The 15,123-nt window shown below is 66.0% G+C and carries 13 protein-coding genes; 3 read left to right on the forward strand and 10 right to left on the reverse strand.

The window, feature by feature from the left end; translation table 11 throughout:
- Positions 1 to 55 precede the first annotated feature (55 nt).
- The 3 genes from BLQ85_RS07915 to BLQ85_RS07925 form a co-directional block, all read right to left on the reverse strand.
- Entirely contained in the window at positions 56 to 418 is a 363-nt protein-coding gene (locus tag BLQ85_RS07915) for a 6-pyruvoyl trahydropterin synthase family protein (RefSeq protein ID WP_074575875.1), read from the reverse strand.
- Positions 419 to 441: 23 nt separating this feature from the next.
- On the reverse strand, positions 442 to 1,077 hold the full coding sequence (gene queE / locus BLQ85_RS07920) for a 7-carboxy-7-deazaguanine synthase (RefSeq protein WP_074575749.1): 636 nt from the start codon (positions 1,075 to 1,077) through the stop codon (positions 442 to 444).
- Positions 1,078 to 1,347: 270 nt separating this feature from the next.
- Positions 1,348 to 2,232, reverse strand: a complete 885-nt coding sequence (locus tag BLQ85_RS07925; RefSeq protein WP_074575750.1) for a LysR substrate-binding domain-containing protein — start codon at positions 2,230 to 2,232, stop codon at positions 1,348 to 1,350.
- 134 nt (positions 2,233 to 2,366) lie between these two features.
- Here BLQ85_RS07925 and BLQ85_RS07930 point away from each other — a divergent pair, with 134 nt between their 5' ends.
- On the forward strand, positions 2,367 to 2,771 hold the full coding sequence (locus BLQ85_RS07930; protein ID WP_074575751.1) for a tautomerase family protein: 405 nt from the start codon (positions 2,367 to 2,369) through the stop codon (positions 2,769 to 2,771).
- 11 nt (positions 2,772 to 2,782) lie between these two features.
- Here BLQ85_RS07930 and BLQ85_RS07935 read toward each other — a convergent pair whose 3' ends face one another.
- The 7 genes from BLQ85_RS07935 to BLQ85_RS07965 form a co-directional block, all read right to left on the reverse strand.
- The gene (locus BLQ85_RS07935) at positions 2,783 to 4,072 is read right to left on the reverse strand and encodes a YbfB/YjiJ family MFS transporter (protein WP_074575752.1); all 1,290 of its coding nucleotides are present in this window, start codon (positions 4,070 to 4,072) and stop codon (positions 2,783 to 2,785) included.
- A 92-nt stretch (positions 4,073 to 4,164) separates the two neighbouring features.
- On the reverse strand, positions 4,165 to 5,208 hold the full coding sequence (locus BLQ85_RS07940) for an adenosine deaminase (RefSeq protein ID WP_074575753.1): 1,044 nt from the start codon (positions 5,206 to 5,208) through the stop codon (positions 4,165 to 4,167).
- An 88-nt stretch (positions 5,209 to 5,296) separates the two neighbouring features.
- Positions 5,297 to 6,454, reverse strand: coding sequence for a BMP family ABC transporter substrate-binding protein (locus BLQ85_RS07945; protein WP_074575754.1), 1,158 nt, complete (start codon positions 6,452 to 6,454; stop codon positions 5,297 to 5,299).
- 91 nt (positions 6,455 to 6,545) lie between these two features.
- Positions 6,546 to 7,466 carry an ABC transporter permease gene (locus BLQ85_RS07950; RefSeq protein ID WP_074575755.1) on the reverse strand — a complete coding sequence of 307 codons (921 nt, stop codon included), beginning with the start codon at positions 7,464 to 7,466 and terminating at the stop codon, positions 6,546 to 6,548.
- Positions 7,466 to 8,578, reverse strand: coding sequence for an ABC transporter permease (locus BLQ85_RS07955; RefSeq protein ID WP_074575756.1), 1,113 nt, complete (start codon positions 8,576 to 8,578; stop codon positions 7,466 to 7,468). The genes BLQ85_RS07950 and BLQ85_RS07955 overlap by 1 nt, the downstream gene beginning before the upstream one ends.
- Positions 8,565 to 10,124, reverse strand: a complete 1,560-nt coding sequence (locus BLQ85_RS07960) for an ABC transporter ATP-binding protein (protein ID WP_074575757.1) — start codon at positions 10,122 to 10,124, stop codon at positions 8,565 to 8,567. Before BLQ85_RS07960 ends, BLQ85_RS07955 begins: the two co-directional genes overlap by 14 nt.
- An 83-nt stretch (positions 10,125 to 10,207) precedes the next feature.
- Positions 10,208 to 11,140, reverse strand: a complete 933-nt coding sequence (locus tag BLQ85_RS07965; protein ID WP_074575758.1) for a LysR family transcriptional regulator — start codon at positions 11,138 to 11,140, stop codon at positions 10,208 to 10,210.
- Between the two features lie 69 nt (positions 11,141 to 11,209).
- On the opposite strand from BLQ85_RS07965, the gene xdhA reads away from it, so the two are divergent.
- Complete coding sequence (gene xdhA, locus BLQ85_RS07970) at positions 11,210 to 12,676, forward strand: xanthine dehydrogenase small subunit (RefSeq protein ID WP_074575759.1); 1,467 nt, start codon at positions 11,210 to 11,212, stop codon at positions 12,674 to 12,676.
- On the forward strand, positions 12,673 to 15,117 hold the full coding sequence (xdhB, locus tag BLQ85_RS07975; RefSeq protein ID WP_074575760.1) for a xanthine dehydrogenase molybdopterin binding subunit: 2,445 nt from the start codon (positions 12,673 to 12,675) through the stop codon (positions 15,115 to 15,117). The genes xdhA and xdhB overlap by 4 nt, the downstream gene beginning before the upstream one ends.
- The last annotated feature ends 6 nt before the right edge of the window (positions 15,118 to 15,123 follow it).

Genomic DNA, 15,123 nt, shown 5'->3' on the forward strand with positions numbered 1-15,123 from the left:
GGCTAGGTTACCCCAGCAGGTGCGCGCCACGATATGCAAATCCCGATAAAGGGTATCAGCGGCTCACGCGGCAACCGTCACCCAGCGAGGCGCGCCAGACACGCACGGATGTCAGCCCCGGCAGGCGGGCGTCCAGCTTGCGGAAAATGAACTGGCAGAGGTTTTCCAGCGTGGGCGGTCCCAGCTCTTTCACGTCGTCGAGCATGTGGTGGTCCAGCTCCTCGCGCAGCACGGCGATTTCGCGCCGCACCAGGCCCAGGTCCATGACCATGCCGGTGGCCGCGTCGGGTTCGCCGGCCACAAACACCTCGGCGTTGTAGGTATGGCCGTGCACGCGCTTGCTGCCTTCGGCCTCGATGGCGCGCTTGAGCGTGTGGGCCGCGTCAAAGTAAAAAGTCTGGCTGATCTCGCAGCGCATGGGTTCTGGCGTGGGAAGCTTTTTCATCGGATGCCCGTGATCTTGTGGGTCTGCAGGCTGAGCCGCCAGGCCGGGCGCTCCATGCACAGCTGTATGCAGGTTTCGGTGTTTTGCTGCCGCTGCGGGTTGTCCATGGGCTGCAGGTAGCGGTGCGTGAAGTCGGCGGCTTCGAGCTCGGCCAGGTCAAAACTGGGCTGGGGCCAGACCAGCTTGAGTTCCTGGCCCGCGCGCTGCACCCAGGGGGCACCGGCTTTGGGGCTCACGCAAATCCAGTCGATGCCCTCAGGGGCGGCAATGCTGCCGTTGGTCTCGACCGCAATCTGGAAACCGCGCGCATGCAGGGCCGCAATCAATTCGGCATCGACCTGCAGCAGCGGCTCGCCGCCCGTCATGACCACAAAGCGGTGGGCGCTGTCGCCGGCCGGCCACTGCGCTTCGATTTGCTGGGCCAGCGCGTCGGCATCGGCAAACTTGCCGCCCAGGGTGCCGTCGGTGCCTACAAAATCGGTGTCGCAAAATTTGCAGACGGCGCTCGCGCGGTCCTGCTCGCGGCCGGACCAGAGGTTGCAGCCCGCAAAGCGGCAGAACACCGCGGGCCGACCGGCATTGGCGCCCTCGCCCTGCAGCGTGTAGAAAATTTCCTTGACCTGGTAGCTCATGGCGCGGCTTTCGCGCGGCCACGGCCGCAGCCCGCCGCGGGCATCAGCCGGTGCGAAACAGGAAGTTGAACAGGGGAGATAAAACAGGCGCCCACACAAGCCGAAAGACCGGGGGGCGCGAGGTTTTTATACATGGTGGTCCTCTACATGGCCCCGGAGATAAACAGATGCGGGCGCGCCGGGGCAGCACGCTGAAGCCCCTGATTTTACCGGTTCAAGCCGGATGGGGGGATTTCAGGGGATTTGCGGGCGGATTACGGCCTCAAAGCCTCAGGGCACAGGCATCTCGCGCGCCTGCTGCTGCAGCCAGCCGCAAAAGCTGTCCAGCCGCGCATGCGGCCCGGCACGGCGCCTGGCCACGTACTGGTAGGCGCTTTCCTCAAAGCCCAACGGCGCCACCAGGCGGCCGGCGCGCAGGTCGTCCATCACCAGGTGCCAGGGCGCAATGCAGACGCCCAGCCCGCCCACCGCGGCCTCCAGCGTGAAGTAGTAGTGCTCAAAGGCCGGGCCGGCCTGCACCGCCAGGTCAATGCCGCGCGACGCGCACCACTCCCTCCACGCGTCGGGCCGCGTGCTGGTATGCAGCAGCGGCAGGCCGGCCAGGTCCTGGGGCCGGCGCACAGCCGCCCTGGCCGCCAACGCGGGCGCCATGACGGGCCCCAGGCGCTCCACAAACAGCGGCAGCAAGGTGGGCGAGGCCTGGCTGCCGCGTTCGGCCACCGTGATGACGAGGTCATAGCGGTCGCGGTCCAGGTTCGGCGCATGCTCGGCCGCGCTGAGGCGGATCTCGGTGTCCGGGTGCAGCGCGTTAAAGCCGTACAGGCGCGGAATCAGCCATTTGACGGTGAAGGTGCTGAAGCAGGACACGTCCAGCGTCCCGGCCTCGTCGCTGCGCACCTCGCGCACGGCCGCTTCCATCTGGTCCAGCGCGGCGGACAGCGCCGGCCACAGCGAGGCGCCGGCGGCCGTCAGCTGCGGCTTGTTTTTGGCGCCCTCGAACAGCACCACGCCCAGCGCCTGCTCCAGCTGCCGCACCTGCCGGCTGATGGCGCCCGGCGTGACCGACAGTTCCTCGGCGGCGGCCGTCATGCGGCCCAGCCGGGCGGCGGCCTCAAAGGCGCGCAAGGCATTCAGGGGTGGGAGGCGGCGCTTCATGATTGATGTGAGTTTATTGCACATAGAACGCGCCAAGAAATCGTTTTTTCTGATCAACCTTGCCCGGCAGAATTCGCAGTACCTTGGCAAAACAGGCAGCTCGCCTGCAACAACTTAAATTGAGGAAAAATCACATGCCTTTTATCCGTACCAACGTCCACCAAAGCACCAGCCCCGAGCATCGGCAAGGCATCGTCATGGGCATACACCAGGCCCTGATCGACAGCATAGGCATGCCCGAAGACGAATTGTTCAACATGGTGAGCGACTACGGCGCGGGACAGTTTTTCTTCGACCCGACTTTCAACGGCATGGCGCGCTCGGATAGGCCGGTGGTCGTGGAGATCACGCTGCGGCGCGGCCGCAGCGATGCGATGAAACGCGCGCTTTACGCGGCCATCGCGCGCAATTTAAAAGCCAATGCCGGCGTGGCGCCCGACGATGTGTTTATCTTCATGCACGAGAACGACTACTCGGACTGGTCGGTGGGCGGCGGCAAGTTCGCCATGGCGCTGGTGCAGCAGCCCGGCCCGGGCTGAAACCAGGCGCCCTATTTTCCCGCAACGGTCTGGCCGGACGGCAGCGCCGGCTGCACCGGGTAGGCCCTGGCCATCCACAGGTAGAGGCCGGCGCCCAGCAGCAGCGTGGCGGCGGCAATCTCCAGCGACAGCGTAAAGCCCGCGCCCGCATTGGGCGTGTGGCGCAGCAGCACGGCCACCAGCGGCGGGCCCAGGATCTGGCCGACGCCATAGGTGGCGGTCAAAAGGCCCATAAAACTCGCGGCCGTGGCGGGTTTCAGACGGCGCACTTCCTGCATTGCAAAAAAGGTGATGGCGGTGAATGGGATGCCCAGCATCAGGCTGCCAATGGCAAAGCCCGCGAGGCTGGGACTCCAGAGGCTGGCCGCGATGCCCAGGGCCTGCAGGAAATAACAGCCCGCCAGCAGCAGGCGAAAGTCCTTGCCCGGCGGCAATCGCGTGGCCAGCAGCGCGCCCAGCATCACGCCCAGGCCGAAGATGGGCCAGAACATGTCCAGCCAGGCTGAACCCGGCAGCGCCGCGCGCGCGATCACCGGCAAAAAAGTGGCGGTGATGATGTAGCCGAAACCCGCCAGGCCGTAGGCCAGCGTCAGCAGCGTCATTTCGGCCTGGCCGTGCCGGGGCGTCGCGCCGGCCGAGGCGGCGGCGCGCGGCGCCAGCGCGACAAGGCGCTCGTCGCCACCACGCAGCACATGCCAGACCAGGGCCGCCAGCACAAAGGACAAGACGCCAAACAGCATCCAGCCCGTGGCGGCCGTCCAGTGCCAAGCCACCATGCCGGTGGCGAACAGGCCGCTGAGCACAATGCCGGCGCCCGGGCCCACATAAATAATGCCGCCCATCGCGGGCACACCGCGCCTGGCCAGCTGCGAGAGACACCAGCCCGAAGTGAACACAAACACCACCGCGCTGGTCACGCCCGCCGCAAAACGCAGCAACGGCCACGCGGCCGGGAAGTGCCAGCCCATGGCCAGCGTGAGCACGCCCGTGGCGAGCAGCCCGGCGCGCACCAGCGAGGAATACGCCAGCGAAGGCAGCCCCTTGAAGCGCGACCACAGCCAGGGCTGCAAGGTGCAGAGAATCGCGCCCAGCATGTAGCCGAAGTAGTTGGCGCTGGCCAGCCAGCTGGCCGTAGGCAGGTCAACCACGCCGTCGCTGAGCATCATGGGCAAAAGCGGCGTGAAAGCAAAACGCCCTATGCCCATGGCCACGGCCAGTGCCACCAGCCCGGCCAGCGCGATGGGCCAGGCGCCGTGCGGCGCGGGGGAAGACTCTTGATGCGGCTGCGATGTGGAGGCCATGCCCGGGATCCTTGCTTGCTCTAGGGTTCTACCCGGATCATACGTTTGGGCCGCCGCCGGGACAGCCGGCGGCGGGAATAACCCCGTGACCCCTAACTGAAGTGCTCAAAGCTTTCGTTGAGGCGGTCCACATAACGCGCCTTGGCCGAGGCGTCGATAAAACTCGCCTCAAAGCTGTTGCGCGCCAGCGTGTAGGCATGGCGCACATCCATGCCGGTGGCCGCGAAGGTCTGCGTGAAGTTCTCGTTCATGTAGCCGCCGAAGTAGGCCGGGTCGTCGGAATTGACGGTGGCGGCCAGGCCGGCGTCCAGCAGTTCGCGCAGGTTGTGGCTGGCCAGGTCGGGGAACACGCAGAGCTTGAGGTTGGACAGCGGGCACACCGTGAGCGGAATGCGGTCTTGCGCCAGGCGCCGCATCAGCGCTGCATCGCGGCTGGAACGCACGCCGTGGTCGACGCGCTCGACCTTGAGCACATCGAGCGCCGTCCAGACATATTCGGGCGGGCCCTCCTCGCCCGCATGGGCCACCAGGTGAAAGCCCAGCTCGCGGCAGCGCGCAAACACGCGCGCGAATTTTTCGGGCGGGTTGCCGACCTCGCCCGAGTCCAAGCCTATGCCGATAAATTTGTCCCGGAACGGCAAGGCCTGCTCCAGCGTCTCGAACGCGTCTTCCTCGCTCAGGTGGCGCAAAAAGCACAGGATCAGCGAGGCGCTGACGCCGAATTCGGCCTGTGCATCCACGCAGGCGCGGTGCAGTCCATTGACGACGGTGGCCATGCTGACGCCGCGCGCTGTGTGGGTCTGCGGGTCAAAAAACATCTCGGTGTGCAGCACGTTGTCGGCAGCCGCCTTGCGCAGGTAGGCCTGGGCCATGTCGTAAAAATCCTGCTCGGTGATCAGCACGCTGGCGCCGGCGTAATAAATGTCGAGAAAACTCTGCAGGTTGGTGAAGGCGTAGGCGTTGCGCAGTTCTTCGACGCTGGCGTAGGGAATCGAGACATTGTTGCGGCTGGCCAGCGCGAAGATCAGCTCGGGCTCCAGCGAGCCCTCGATGTGCATGTGCAGCTCGGCCTTGGGCATGCGCCTGAGCAGCTCGGGCAGGCGGTCAGCGGCCACGGGTTTCACGGAAAAAGACATATCGGCTCCCTGAAAAACAAAAGGCTGCCTGGAGGCAGCCGAATCCGGATCCATCCCCTCTCCCGAAGGAGAGGGGGTGAAAGACGCATCAGTTGCCGGGCACCTTGCCCTCAACGCCCTTGACGTAAGTCTTCAGGCCGCCCAGGAATTTGTCGTCGGCCACCACGTCTTTGGCCAGCAGTTCCTTGCCGGTGTTGTCGGTGATCGGGCCTTTCCAGATCGAGAAGCTGCCGTCCTTCAGGCCGGCCTTGACTTCGTCGATGCGCTTTTTGGTGTCGTCGGGCACGTCGGCGGCAATCGACACGATGTCGATCGCGCCTTCCTTGACGCCCCACCAGGAGGCGGTGTTGCCTTTCCATTTGCCTTCGAGCGCCTCACCCACGGCCTTCACGTAGTAAGGGCCCCAGTTGATGATGGCCGAGGCCAGGTGGGCCTTGGGGCCGTAGGCGGTCATGTCGGAATCCCAGCCGAAGGCGCGTTTGCCCATTTTTTCGGCGGTCTGCAGCACGGCGGAGGAATCGGTGTTCTGGAACAGCACGTCGGCGCCGCCGTTGATCAGGGCGGTGGCCGCTTCGGTTTCCTTGGGCGGGTTGAACCATTCGTTGACCCACACCACCTTGGTCTTGACCTTGGGGTTGACCGACTGCGCACCCAGCGTGAAGCTGTTGATGTTGCGCACCACCTCGGGAATCGGCACCGAGCCGACCACGCCCAGCGTGCCGGTTTTGCTCATCTTGCCGGCGATCACGCCGGCCATGTAGGCGCCTTCGTAGGTGCGGCTGTCATAGGTGCGCATGTTGTCGGCCTGCTTGTAGCCGGTGGCGTGCTCGAACTTGACGTCCTTGGTGTCGCCGGCGACCTTGAGCATGGGCTCCATATAGCCGAAGGTGGTGCCGAAAATCAGCTTGTTGCCCTGGGCCGCCATGTCGCGGATCACACGTTCGGCGTCGGCCGACTCGGGCACTTTTTCGACAAAGCTGGTGACGACCTTGTCGCCGTAGGCCTGCTGCACCGCCTTGCGGCCGTTGTCGTGGGCATAGGTCCAGCCGCCGTCGCCCACCGGGCCGACGTAGGCAAACGCCACCTTCAGGGGCTCGGCCTTGGCGGCCGGCGCCGCAGCTGCGGGCGCGGCGGCCGGAGCTGCCGGTGCCGCCTCTTCCTTTTTGCCGCAACCCACCAGGGCCGCCGCAGCCACTGCGGACAGGGCCGCCAGCTTGAGCAGGGAACGTTTTTGCAGGTCAGTCATGTCATCTCGCTTTCGTGGAAGGAAGGTGAAGAAAGTAAAACAGGGTGCACGGAAAAAATGCAATTATGCGGCGGAAACTCCGAACAGGTCCTCAGGCGCCAGGGTAAAACGGCTTACCGATGGAGCTGGGCATGTTGACGCGAATCCACAGCGGGTTGCGCGAAATCAGCACCAGCACCACGATGGTGGCCAGGTAGGGCAGCATGCTCAAAAACTGCGTGGGCACGTTCACGCCCAGGCTTTGCAGGTGGAATTGCAGCATGGTCACCCCGCCGAACAGGTAAGCGCCAAGCAACACCCGTGCCGGGCGCCAGGTGGCAAAGGTGGTGAGCGCCAGCGCGATCCAGCCCTTGCCGGCGATCATGCCCTCGACCCACAGCGGGGTGTAGGCCACCGACACATAGGCGCCGGCCAGGCCGCACAGCGCGCCGCCGGCCACCACGGCCGCCAGCCGTATGCGCCGCACCGGGTAACCCAGCGCATGCGCCGATTCGGGGCTTTCGCCGACCGAGCGCAGCACCAGGCCGGCGCGCGTGCGGTACAAAAACCAGACCAGCCCGGCCGTCAGTGCCATCGCGATATAGACCATGGGATGCTGGCGGAACAGCGCCGGGCCCAGCAGCGGGACGTCGGCCAGGAAGGGAATCGGGTAATGCGCCTGCTCGGGCAGTTTTTCCTGCACGTACTTGATGCCGGCAAAGGCCGAAAAGCCCGCACCGAACAGGCTCAGCGCCAGGCCGGTCGCGTACTGGTTGGTGTTGAGCCAGATCACCAGCACACCGAAAACGGCCGCCAGGAAGGCGCCCGCCGCCATGCCGGCGGCAAAGCCCAGCCAGCTGTTGCCGGTGTGCACCACCGTGGCAAAACCGGCGATGGCGGCGCACAACATCATGCCCTCGGCGCCCAAGTTGACGATGCCGGCTTTTTCATTGATCAGCAGGCCCAGCGCCGCGATGGCCAGCACGGTGCCGGCGCTCAGCGTCGCGGCGATCAGCAGTGCGGTCGAATCCATCACTCGGCTCCTTTCAGGACTTCGGAAGACGGCGGCGTGGCCACCGGCATGGTGATGGGCTTGGCCAGCCTCAGGCGGTAGGCGATCAGGGTGTCGCAGGCCAGCAGGCTGAACAGCAGCAGGCCCTGGAACACGCCGGTGATGGACTTGGGCAGGCCCAGGCGCGACTGCGCGAGCTCGCCGCCTATATAAAACATGCTCATCAGGATGGCCGAGAACACCACGCCCACCGGATGCAGCCGCCCGACAAAGGCGACGATGATGGCGGCAAAACCGTAGCCCGCCGGCACATAGGGCGTGAGCTGGCCTATGGGGCCGGCCACTTCGAGCGCGCCGGCCAGGCCCGCGGCGGCGCCCGAGGTCAGCAAGGCCAGCCACAGCGCGCGGCGCGATGAAAAGCCGGCGTAGCGCGCGGCCGCGGGCGCCAGGCCGCTGACTTCATGCCGGAAGCCCGCATAGGTGCGGAACAAAAACAGCCACAGCCCGGCCACGCCCAGCAGCGCGAGGACGATGCCGATGTTCACGCGCGAGCCCTGCATGAGCCGCGGGATCTGCGTGACGGCCTCAAAAGTCTTGGTCTGCGGGAAGTTGTAGCCGTTGGGGTCCTTCCAGGGCCCGAAGACCAGGAAGTTGAGCACCATGTCGGCCACATAGACCAGCATCAGGCTGACCAGGATTTCATTGGCGTTGAAGCGGTCGCGCAGCAAGGCCGTGAGGCCGGCCCAGGCCATGCCGCCCGCGATGCCGGCCAGCAAGATGGCCGGAACAATCCAGGGGCCTGTGGTTTTCTCCGCCAGCAGTGCGATGCCGCCGGCCGCGATGGCGCCCATGACGAACTGGCCTTCGGCGCCTATGTTCCAGACATTGGAGCGAAAGCACACGGCCAGCCCCAGCGCGATGATCAGCAGCGGCGTGGCCTTGACCAGCAGCTCGCCGATGGCGTACGGCGACTTGATGGGTTCCCAGAAAAACACCTGCAGGCCCTTGACCGGGTCCTTGCCCAGCGCCACGAACAGCGCCACACCTATCAGCACGGTGATCAGCAGGGCCAGCAGCGGCGAGGCGTAGCTCCAGAAGGAGGACGGCTGAGGGCGGACTTCAAGCTGCGGCATGCGAGGCCTCCGTCTGCGACCACAGGCCGCTCATCCACTGCCCCACGCGTTCCACCGTGGCGTCGGCGCGCGGCAGCGAAGGCGAAAGCTGGCCCTTGGCCATCACATAAAGCCGGTCGCAAATGTCGAACAACTCCTCGAGCTCCTCGCTGACCACCAGCACCGCGCAGCCGGCATCGCGCAGCTTGAGCAGCTCGCCGCGTATCTGCGTGGCCGCGCCCACGTCCACGCCCCAGGTCGGCTGCGAGACGATCAGCAGCGTGGGCTGGGCGTCGATCTCGCGGCCCATGATGAATTTCTGCAGGTTGCCGCCCGACAGCGACTTGGCCACGGCCTGCGGCCCGCCCGACTTGACCTTGTAGGCGGCGATGATGCGTTCGGCCTGCGCCTGCAGCGCGCCGCGGTTCAGCCAGCCGTTGCCGGCGACGGACTCCTTGCGCGTGAGCAGCAGGTTGCGCGCCAGCGAGAGCGAAGGCACGGCGCCGCGGCCCAGTCGCTCCTCGGGCACAAAATGCAGGCCCAGCGCGCGGCGCCGGTGCGGCCCCAGCTTGCCCACGGCCTGGCCCTTGACCACGATGGCATCGCCGGCGGCGCGGGTGTCTTCACCCGAGAGCGCGTAGAGCAATTCCTTCTGGCCGTTGCCCGAGACGCCGGCAATACCGACCACCTCGCCGGCACGCACCTGCAGCGCCACCTGGTGCAGGTCCACGCCGAACTGTTCTTCCTTGGGCAAATCCAGCCGCTTGACGTCCAGCACCACGGCGCCGGCGTGCAGCTCGCGGTGCTCCAGCGCGGGCGGCTCGGCCCCAATCATGAGGCGGCTCAGCGAGGCATTCGATTCCTGGCGCGGGTCGCATTCACCTGAGACCTTGCCGCCGCGCAGCACCGTGCAGGCGGTGCACAGCGCGCGGATTTCATGCAGCTTGTGGCTGATGTACAAAATGCTGCAGCCCTGCGCGGCCAGCTGGCGCAGGGTGACAAACAGGTTTTCCACCGCCTGCGGCGTCAGCACCGAGGTCGGCTCGTCCAGGATCAGCAGCCGGGGATTCGTGAGCAGCGCGCGCACGATCTCCACGCGCTGGCGCTCGCCCACGCTGAGCGTGTGCACCGGCCGCGTCGGGTCCAGCTGCAGGCCGTAGGCCTGGGTGGTCTGCACGATGCGGGCCGAGACCTCGGCCAGGCTCAGGTGTTTATCCAGCCCCAGCCAGACGTTCTCGGCCACGGTGAGCGTGTCGAACAGGCTGAAATGCTGGAACACCATGCTGATGCCCAGGGCCCGCGCCTCGTGCGGGTTGCGCACCGTCACCAGTTGGCCGTCAATGGCCACGGTGCCGGCGTCGGGCCTGACGGCGCCGTAGATGATTTTCATCAGCGTGGATTTACCGGCCCCATTTTCGCCCAGCACGGCGTGGATCTCGCCGGGCCGCACAGTCAGCGAGATGCCGCTGTTGGCCAGCACGCCGGGATAACTTTTGCTGATGCCCTCCAGCCGCAGCCGCGCTTGCGGCCCGGAGGGGCTGTCATTGGGGGGCTGCGCTGTGCTCATTTGTCTCGTGGTGTCCGTTTTTTTGGGGTGGTCGGTATTCTAGGGAGCCAGGCCGGCGGCACATGCCCGGCCGTCACGCAAAGTCATTCTTTTCGCAGCATGGAGGCCACGGACTTGACCCTCTCGCGCAGCCATTTCGCGGCATTCGAGGCATGGGTGCGTTCGTGCCAGAGCTGGTAATACATCATGCGCGGGAACGCCACCGGGCTGGGCAGTATGGCGACCGGCAGGATGCCGGCAAAACGTTCGCAATACTGGCGGCCCGTGGTCATCACCAGCAAGCTTGATGCCACCATGGACGGCATCAGGCCGAAGTGCGGGCAGCGCACCGTGATGTTGCGCGCCAGGCCCAGCGCGTCCAGGTGCTCGTCGATCACGCCCTTGGCGCCCGGGTGCAGCGCCGAAGGCGCGATGTGTTCGGCTTCCAGCCAGCTCGCGGTGTCCCAGCCGCGGCGCACCGCGGGGTGGTCCTTGGCCACCAGGCACACCACCTCGTCGCCAAAGAGGCGCGCCATGTGCAGGTCGTCGGGCGGCGCGGCCCAGTTGCCAATCACGATGTCGGCCTGGCCCTGGGCCAGCTGCGCGCGGTAGTCGGAGTCGGCCGACAGCGGCTGGATCTCGATGCGGCAGCGCGGCGCCTGCGCCTTGACCTGCGCGACCAGCTGCGGCAAAAAGAGCGGGTCCAGGTAGTCGCTGGCCGCCAGGCGAAAGGTGGTGTCGGCCGTGGCCGGGTCAAAGCCCCGGGCGTCGCTGAACAGCATGCCGGCCGCGCGCAAAATGCTGGCCGAGGGCTCGATCATGCGCAGGCCGGCATCGGTGGGCACCATGCCCGCGCCCGAGCGCACCAGGATGGGGTCGCCGGCCAGCACGCGCAGGCGCTTGAGCGCCGCGCTGACGGCGGGCTGGTACATACCCAATCGGATGGCGGCGCGTGATACGCTGCGTTCAGTAAGCACGGTGTTCAAGACCCTGATGAGATGGAGGTCTATCTTGTCGAAAAGCGCCTGGTCTTTCATACCTTTTCACCCATGCGTTTGATATGGGCTTTGATATGCCGGGCACGGCGCGAGTGTTTAACCTGAAGCATGGCTGTTCCACTTTCTTCCAGACCCATCCGCTTCATCAGGCGGGGCGAAGTTGTTTCCGTCAGCAATGTACCACCCGGCCGCACCCTGCTGGACTTGCTGCGCGAGGACCTGGCCTGCACCGGCACCAAGGAAGGCTGCGGCGAGGGCGACTGCGGCGCCTGCACCGTGGTGCTGGGCGAGGCGGCCGGCGGGCAGGTCCAGTACCGCGCCATCAACAGCTGCATTCGGCTGGCGCATTCGGTGGACGGCATGGCCTTGTGGACCGTGGAGGACCTGGCGCAAGACGGCGCCCTGCATCCGGCCCAGCAAGCCATGGTGAATGAACATGGCTCCCAATGCGGCTTCTGCACCCCCGGTTTTGTCATGAGCCTGTTCGGCATGTACCAAAACCACGTTTGCAAGGGCGAGCCCATTACCCGCGAGCTCGCGCAGGAAGCACTCTCGGGCAATCTCTGCCGCTGCACCGGCTACCGGCCCATCCTGGATGCCGCCCAGGCCATGGCGGCACTGCCGCGCGTGAAGGTCGATGAGACCGCGCTGCTGCGCAAGCTCCAGTCCCTGCGCTCGGAACCCGGCGTGACCGAAACAGCCTACCTGGCCCCGCGCACCCTGGCCGGCCTGCTGCAGGCCCGCGCTGACCAGCCCGGCGCCCAGCTGGTCGCCGGCTGCACTGACGTCGGCCTCTGGGTCACCAAAATGCACCTGGAATTCGGCCAGGTGATCGATGTCACCAAGGTCGAAGAGCTGCGGCGTGTTGAACACTACCCGTATCACATCGCCATAGGCGCGGCCGTGACGCTGGTCGACGCCTATGCGGCCCTGGTGAAAGACCGGCCGCAGCTGCACAACTTCGCCACCCGATTTGCCGGCCTGCCGGTGCGCAACTCGGGTACCCTGGGCGGCAATGTCGCCAACGGCTCGCCGATCGGCGACTCCATGCCGCTGTTGATCGCGTTGAACGCGAACGTCGTGCTGATGAGCGTGCGCGGCCACCGCGAGATGCCGCTGGAGCAGCTTTACACCGGCTACCGCAAGCATGTGATGGCCGCGGATGAGGTGCTGGCCTGGATCAAGGTGCCCAGGCCGCAGCCCGGGGAAGCGATGAAGGTCTACAAAATCTCCAAACGCTACGACGACGACATCTCCGCCGTCTGCCTGGCGATCAATCTGCAAATTGAAAACGGCAAGGTCATCGCCGCCTCGATTGGCGCGGGCGGCGTGGCCGCCACGCCCGTGCGCGCGGTGCAGACCGAAGCCGTGCTCAAAGGCCAGCCCTGGACCCAGGCCACCGTGCGCCAGGCCATGGCCGCTCTGCGCGCCGAGTTTTCGCCTATCTCCGATATGCGGGCCTCGGCCGCTTACCGCAGCGAGGTACTGGGCAACCTGCTGCAGCGCTACTGGCTCGAAAGCCAGGGCCTGCAACAGATCAACCTGGCCTCCTTCCGGCTGGAGGAAGCCGCATGAATGCCAAGGACATGTCCGTGAGCCGCGACGTGGTGGCCGACCCCGGGGTGCGCGCGGCCAATGCGCGTACCGACAGCGTGCCGCCCGCCGACCCGGCCCAAAAACAGTCGCTGGCCCGCCAACCCGCCGGCGCGCGGGCCGCAGGCCGCTCCACACCGCATGAAAGTGCGCGCGCGCAGGTGGCCGGCGCCGCCACCTATGTCGACGACATTCCCGAACTGCGCGGCACGCTGCATGCCGCCCCCATCCTGTCGACCGTCGCGCATGGAAAGCTGTTGGGCGTTGACACAGCCGCGGCCCTGGCCATGCCCGGTGTGCGTGATGTGATCCTGGCGCGCGACATCCCCGGCGACACTGTGCTGGGCAATTTTTCGCATGACGAGCCGGTGTTCGCGCAAGATACCGTGCAGCACATAGGCCAGGTTATAGGTGTGGTGGTGGCCGACACCGTGATGCAGGCGCGCCGCGCCGCGCGCAAGGTGGTGTGCAATATCCAGCCCCTGCCGGCACTGCTCAAGGTGCAGGACGCGCTCAAGGCCCAAAGTTATGTGCTGCCGCCGGTGTTTGTAAAACGTGGCGATGCAGCCGCCGCGCTCAAAAAAGCCGCGCACAGGCTGCAAGGCACACTCGAAGTCGGCGGCCAGGAACACTTCTACCTCGAAGGACAGGTGGCCTACGTCGTGCCGCAGGAGCAGCAGCAATGGCTGGTGTATTCCAGCACCCAGCACCCCGGCGAGATCCAGCACTGGGTCTCGCATGCGCTGGGCATTGCCAATAATGCGGTGCGCGTGGAGTGCAGGCGCATGGGCGGCGGCTTTGGCGGCAAGGAAACCCAGTCGGGCCAGATGGCCGTCTGGGCCGCGATTGCCGCGCACAAGCTGCATTGCCCCGTCAAGCTGCGGCTGGACCGCGACGACGACTTTATGGTCACCGGCAAGCGCCATCCCTTTGCCTATGAATACGAGGTGGGTTTTGACGACAGCGGCCGGCTCACCGGCCTCAAGCTCATGATGGCGGTGAACTGCGGCTTTAGCGCCGATCTTTCAGGTCCGGTGGCCGACCGCGCGGTCTTCCACGCCGACAACGCCTATTTCCTCGAAGACGTGGAGATCGCCTCTTACCGCTGCAAGACCAACACCCAGAGCAACACGGCATTCCGTGGCTTCGGCGGCCCGCAGGGCATGATCGTCATCGAAACCATCATGGGCGACATTGCGCGCACCCTGGGCCTGGACCCGCTGGACGTGCGCAGGCGCAACTTGTATAGCGACGAAGTCGTCGCAGCGGCGAGCGTGACCGCGCCGGAACGGCGCCGCGACACCACGCACTACCAGATGAAGGTCGAGGACAACATCCTTGAACCGCTGCTGGCGAAGTTGGAGCAGACCTCGCAGTACCGGCAGCGCCGCCAGGCCATCGCCGCCTGGAATGCCAAAAGCGAAGTCATTAAGCGCGGCATCGCCCTCACCCCCGTCAAATTCGGCATCTCGTTCACCGCCACGCTGTTCAACCAGGCCGGCGCGCTGGTGCACGTCTACACCGACGGCAGCGTGCAGGTCAACCACGGCGGCACCGAAATGGGCCAGGGCCTGAACACCAAGGTCGCGCAAATCGTGGCCGACGAACTCGGCGTGCCCCTGGCCCAGGTGCTGGCCACGGCCAGCGACACCAGCAAAGTCCCCAACGCCTCGGCCACCGCCGCCTCGGCCGGCACCGACCTCAATGCGCGCGCCGCGCAGTACGCGGCCCGCAATGTGCGCGACAACCTCGCGCAGTTCGTCGCCGGCCTGGACCGCTGCGGCGCGGGCGCCGTGCAGTTTGAAAACGGCGAGGTCGTCACGCCGGCAGGCACCCGGCCTTTTACCGAGGTTGTGAAACTGGCTTATGCCAACCGCATACAGCTGTGGAGCGACGGTTTTTACCGCACGCCGAAAATCCACTACGACAAGGCCACGCTGACCGGCCGGCCGTTTTATTACTTCGCCTACGGCGCGGCCTGCACCGAGGTCGCCATCGATACGCTGACCGGCGAAAGCCGCGTGCTCAAGGTCGACATCCTGCACGACGTGGGCACCTCCATCAACCCGGCCATAGACATAGGCCAGATCGAAGGCGGTTTTATCCAGGGCATGGGCTGGCTCACGACCGAACAACTGGTGTGGAACGACAAGGGCCTGCTCAGCACCCACGCACCCAGCACCTACAAAATCCCCGCGACCGGCGACGTGCCCGAACACTTCAGGATAGCCCTGTGGCCCGAACCGAATCGCGAAGACAACGTCTTCGGCAGCAAGGCCGTGGGCGAGCCGCCGCTGATGCTGGCGATCAGTGTGTATGAGGCTTTGCGGGATGCGGTTGCTTTCGCGCGGCCGGGTCAAGTCATCGCCCTGGAGGCGCCGGCCACGCCAGAGCATGTGCTCGAGGCGTTGGGTAGGCGCTGACCACCA

The sequence above is a fragment of the Polaromonas sp. JS666 genome (assembly GCF_900103405.1).
GTDB lineage: Bacteria > Pseudomonadota > Gammaproteobacteria > Burkholderiales > Burkholderiaceae_C > Polaromonas.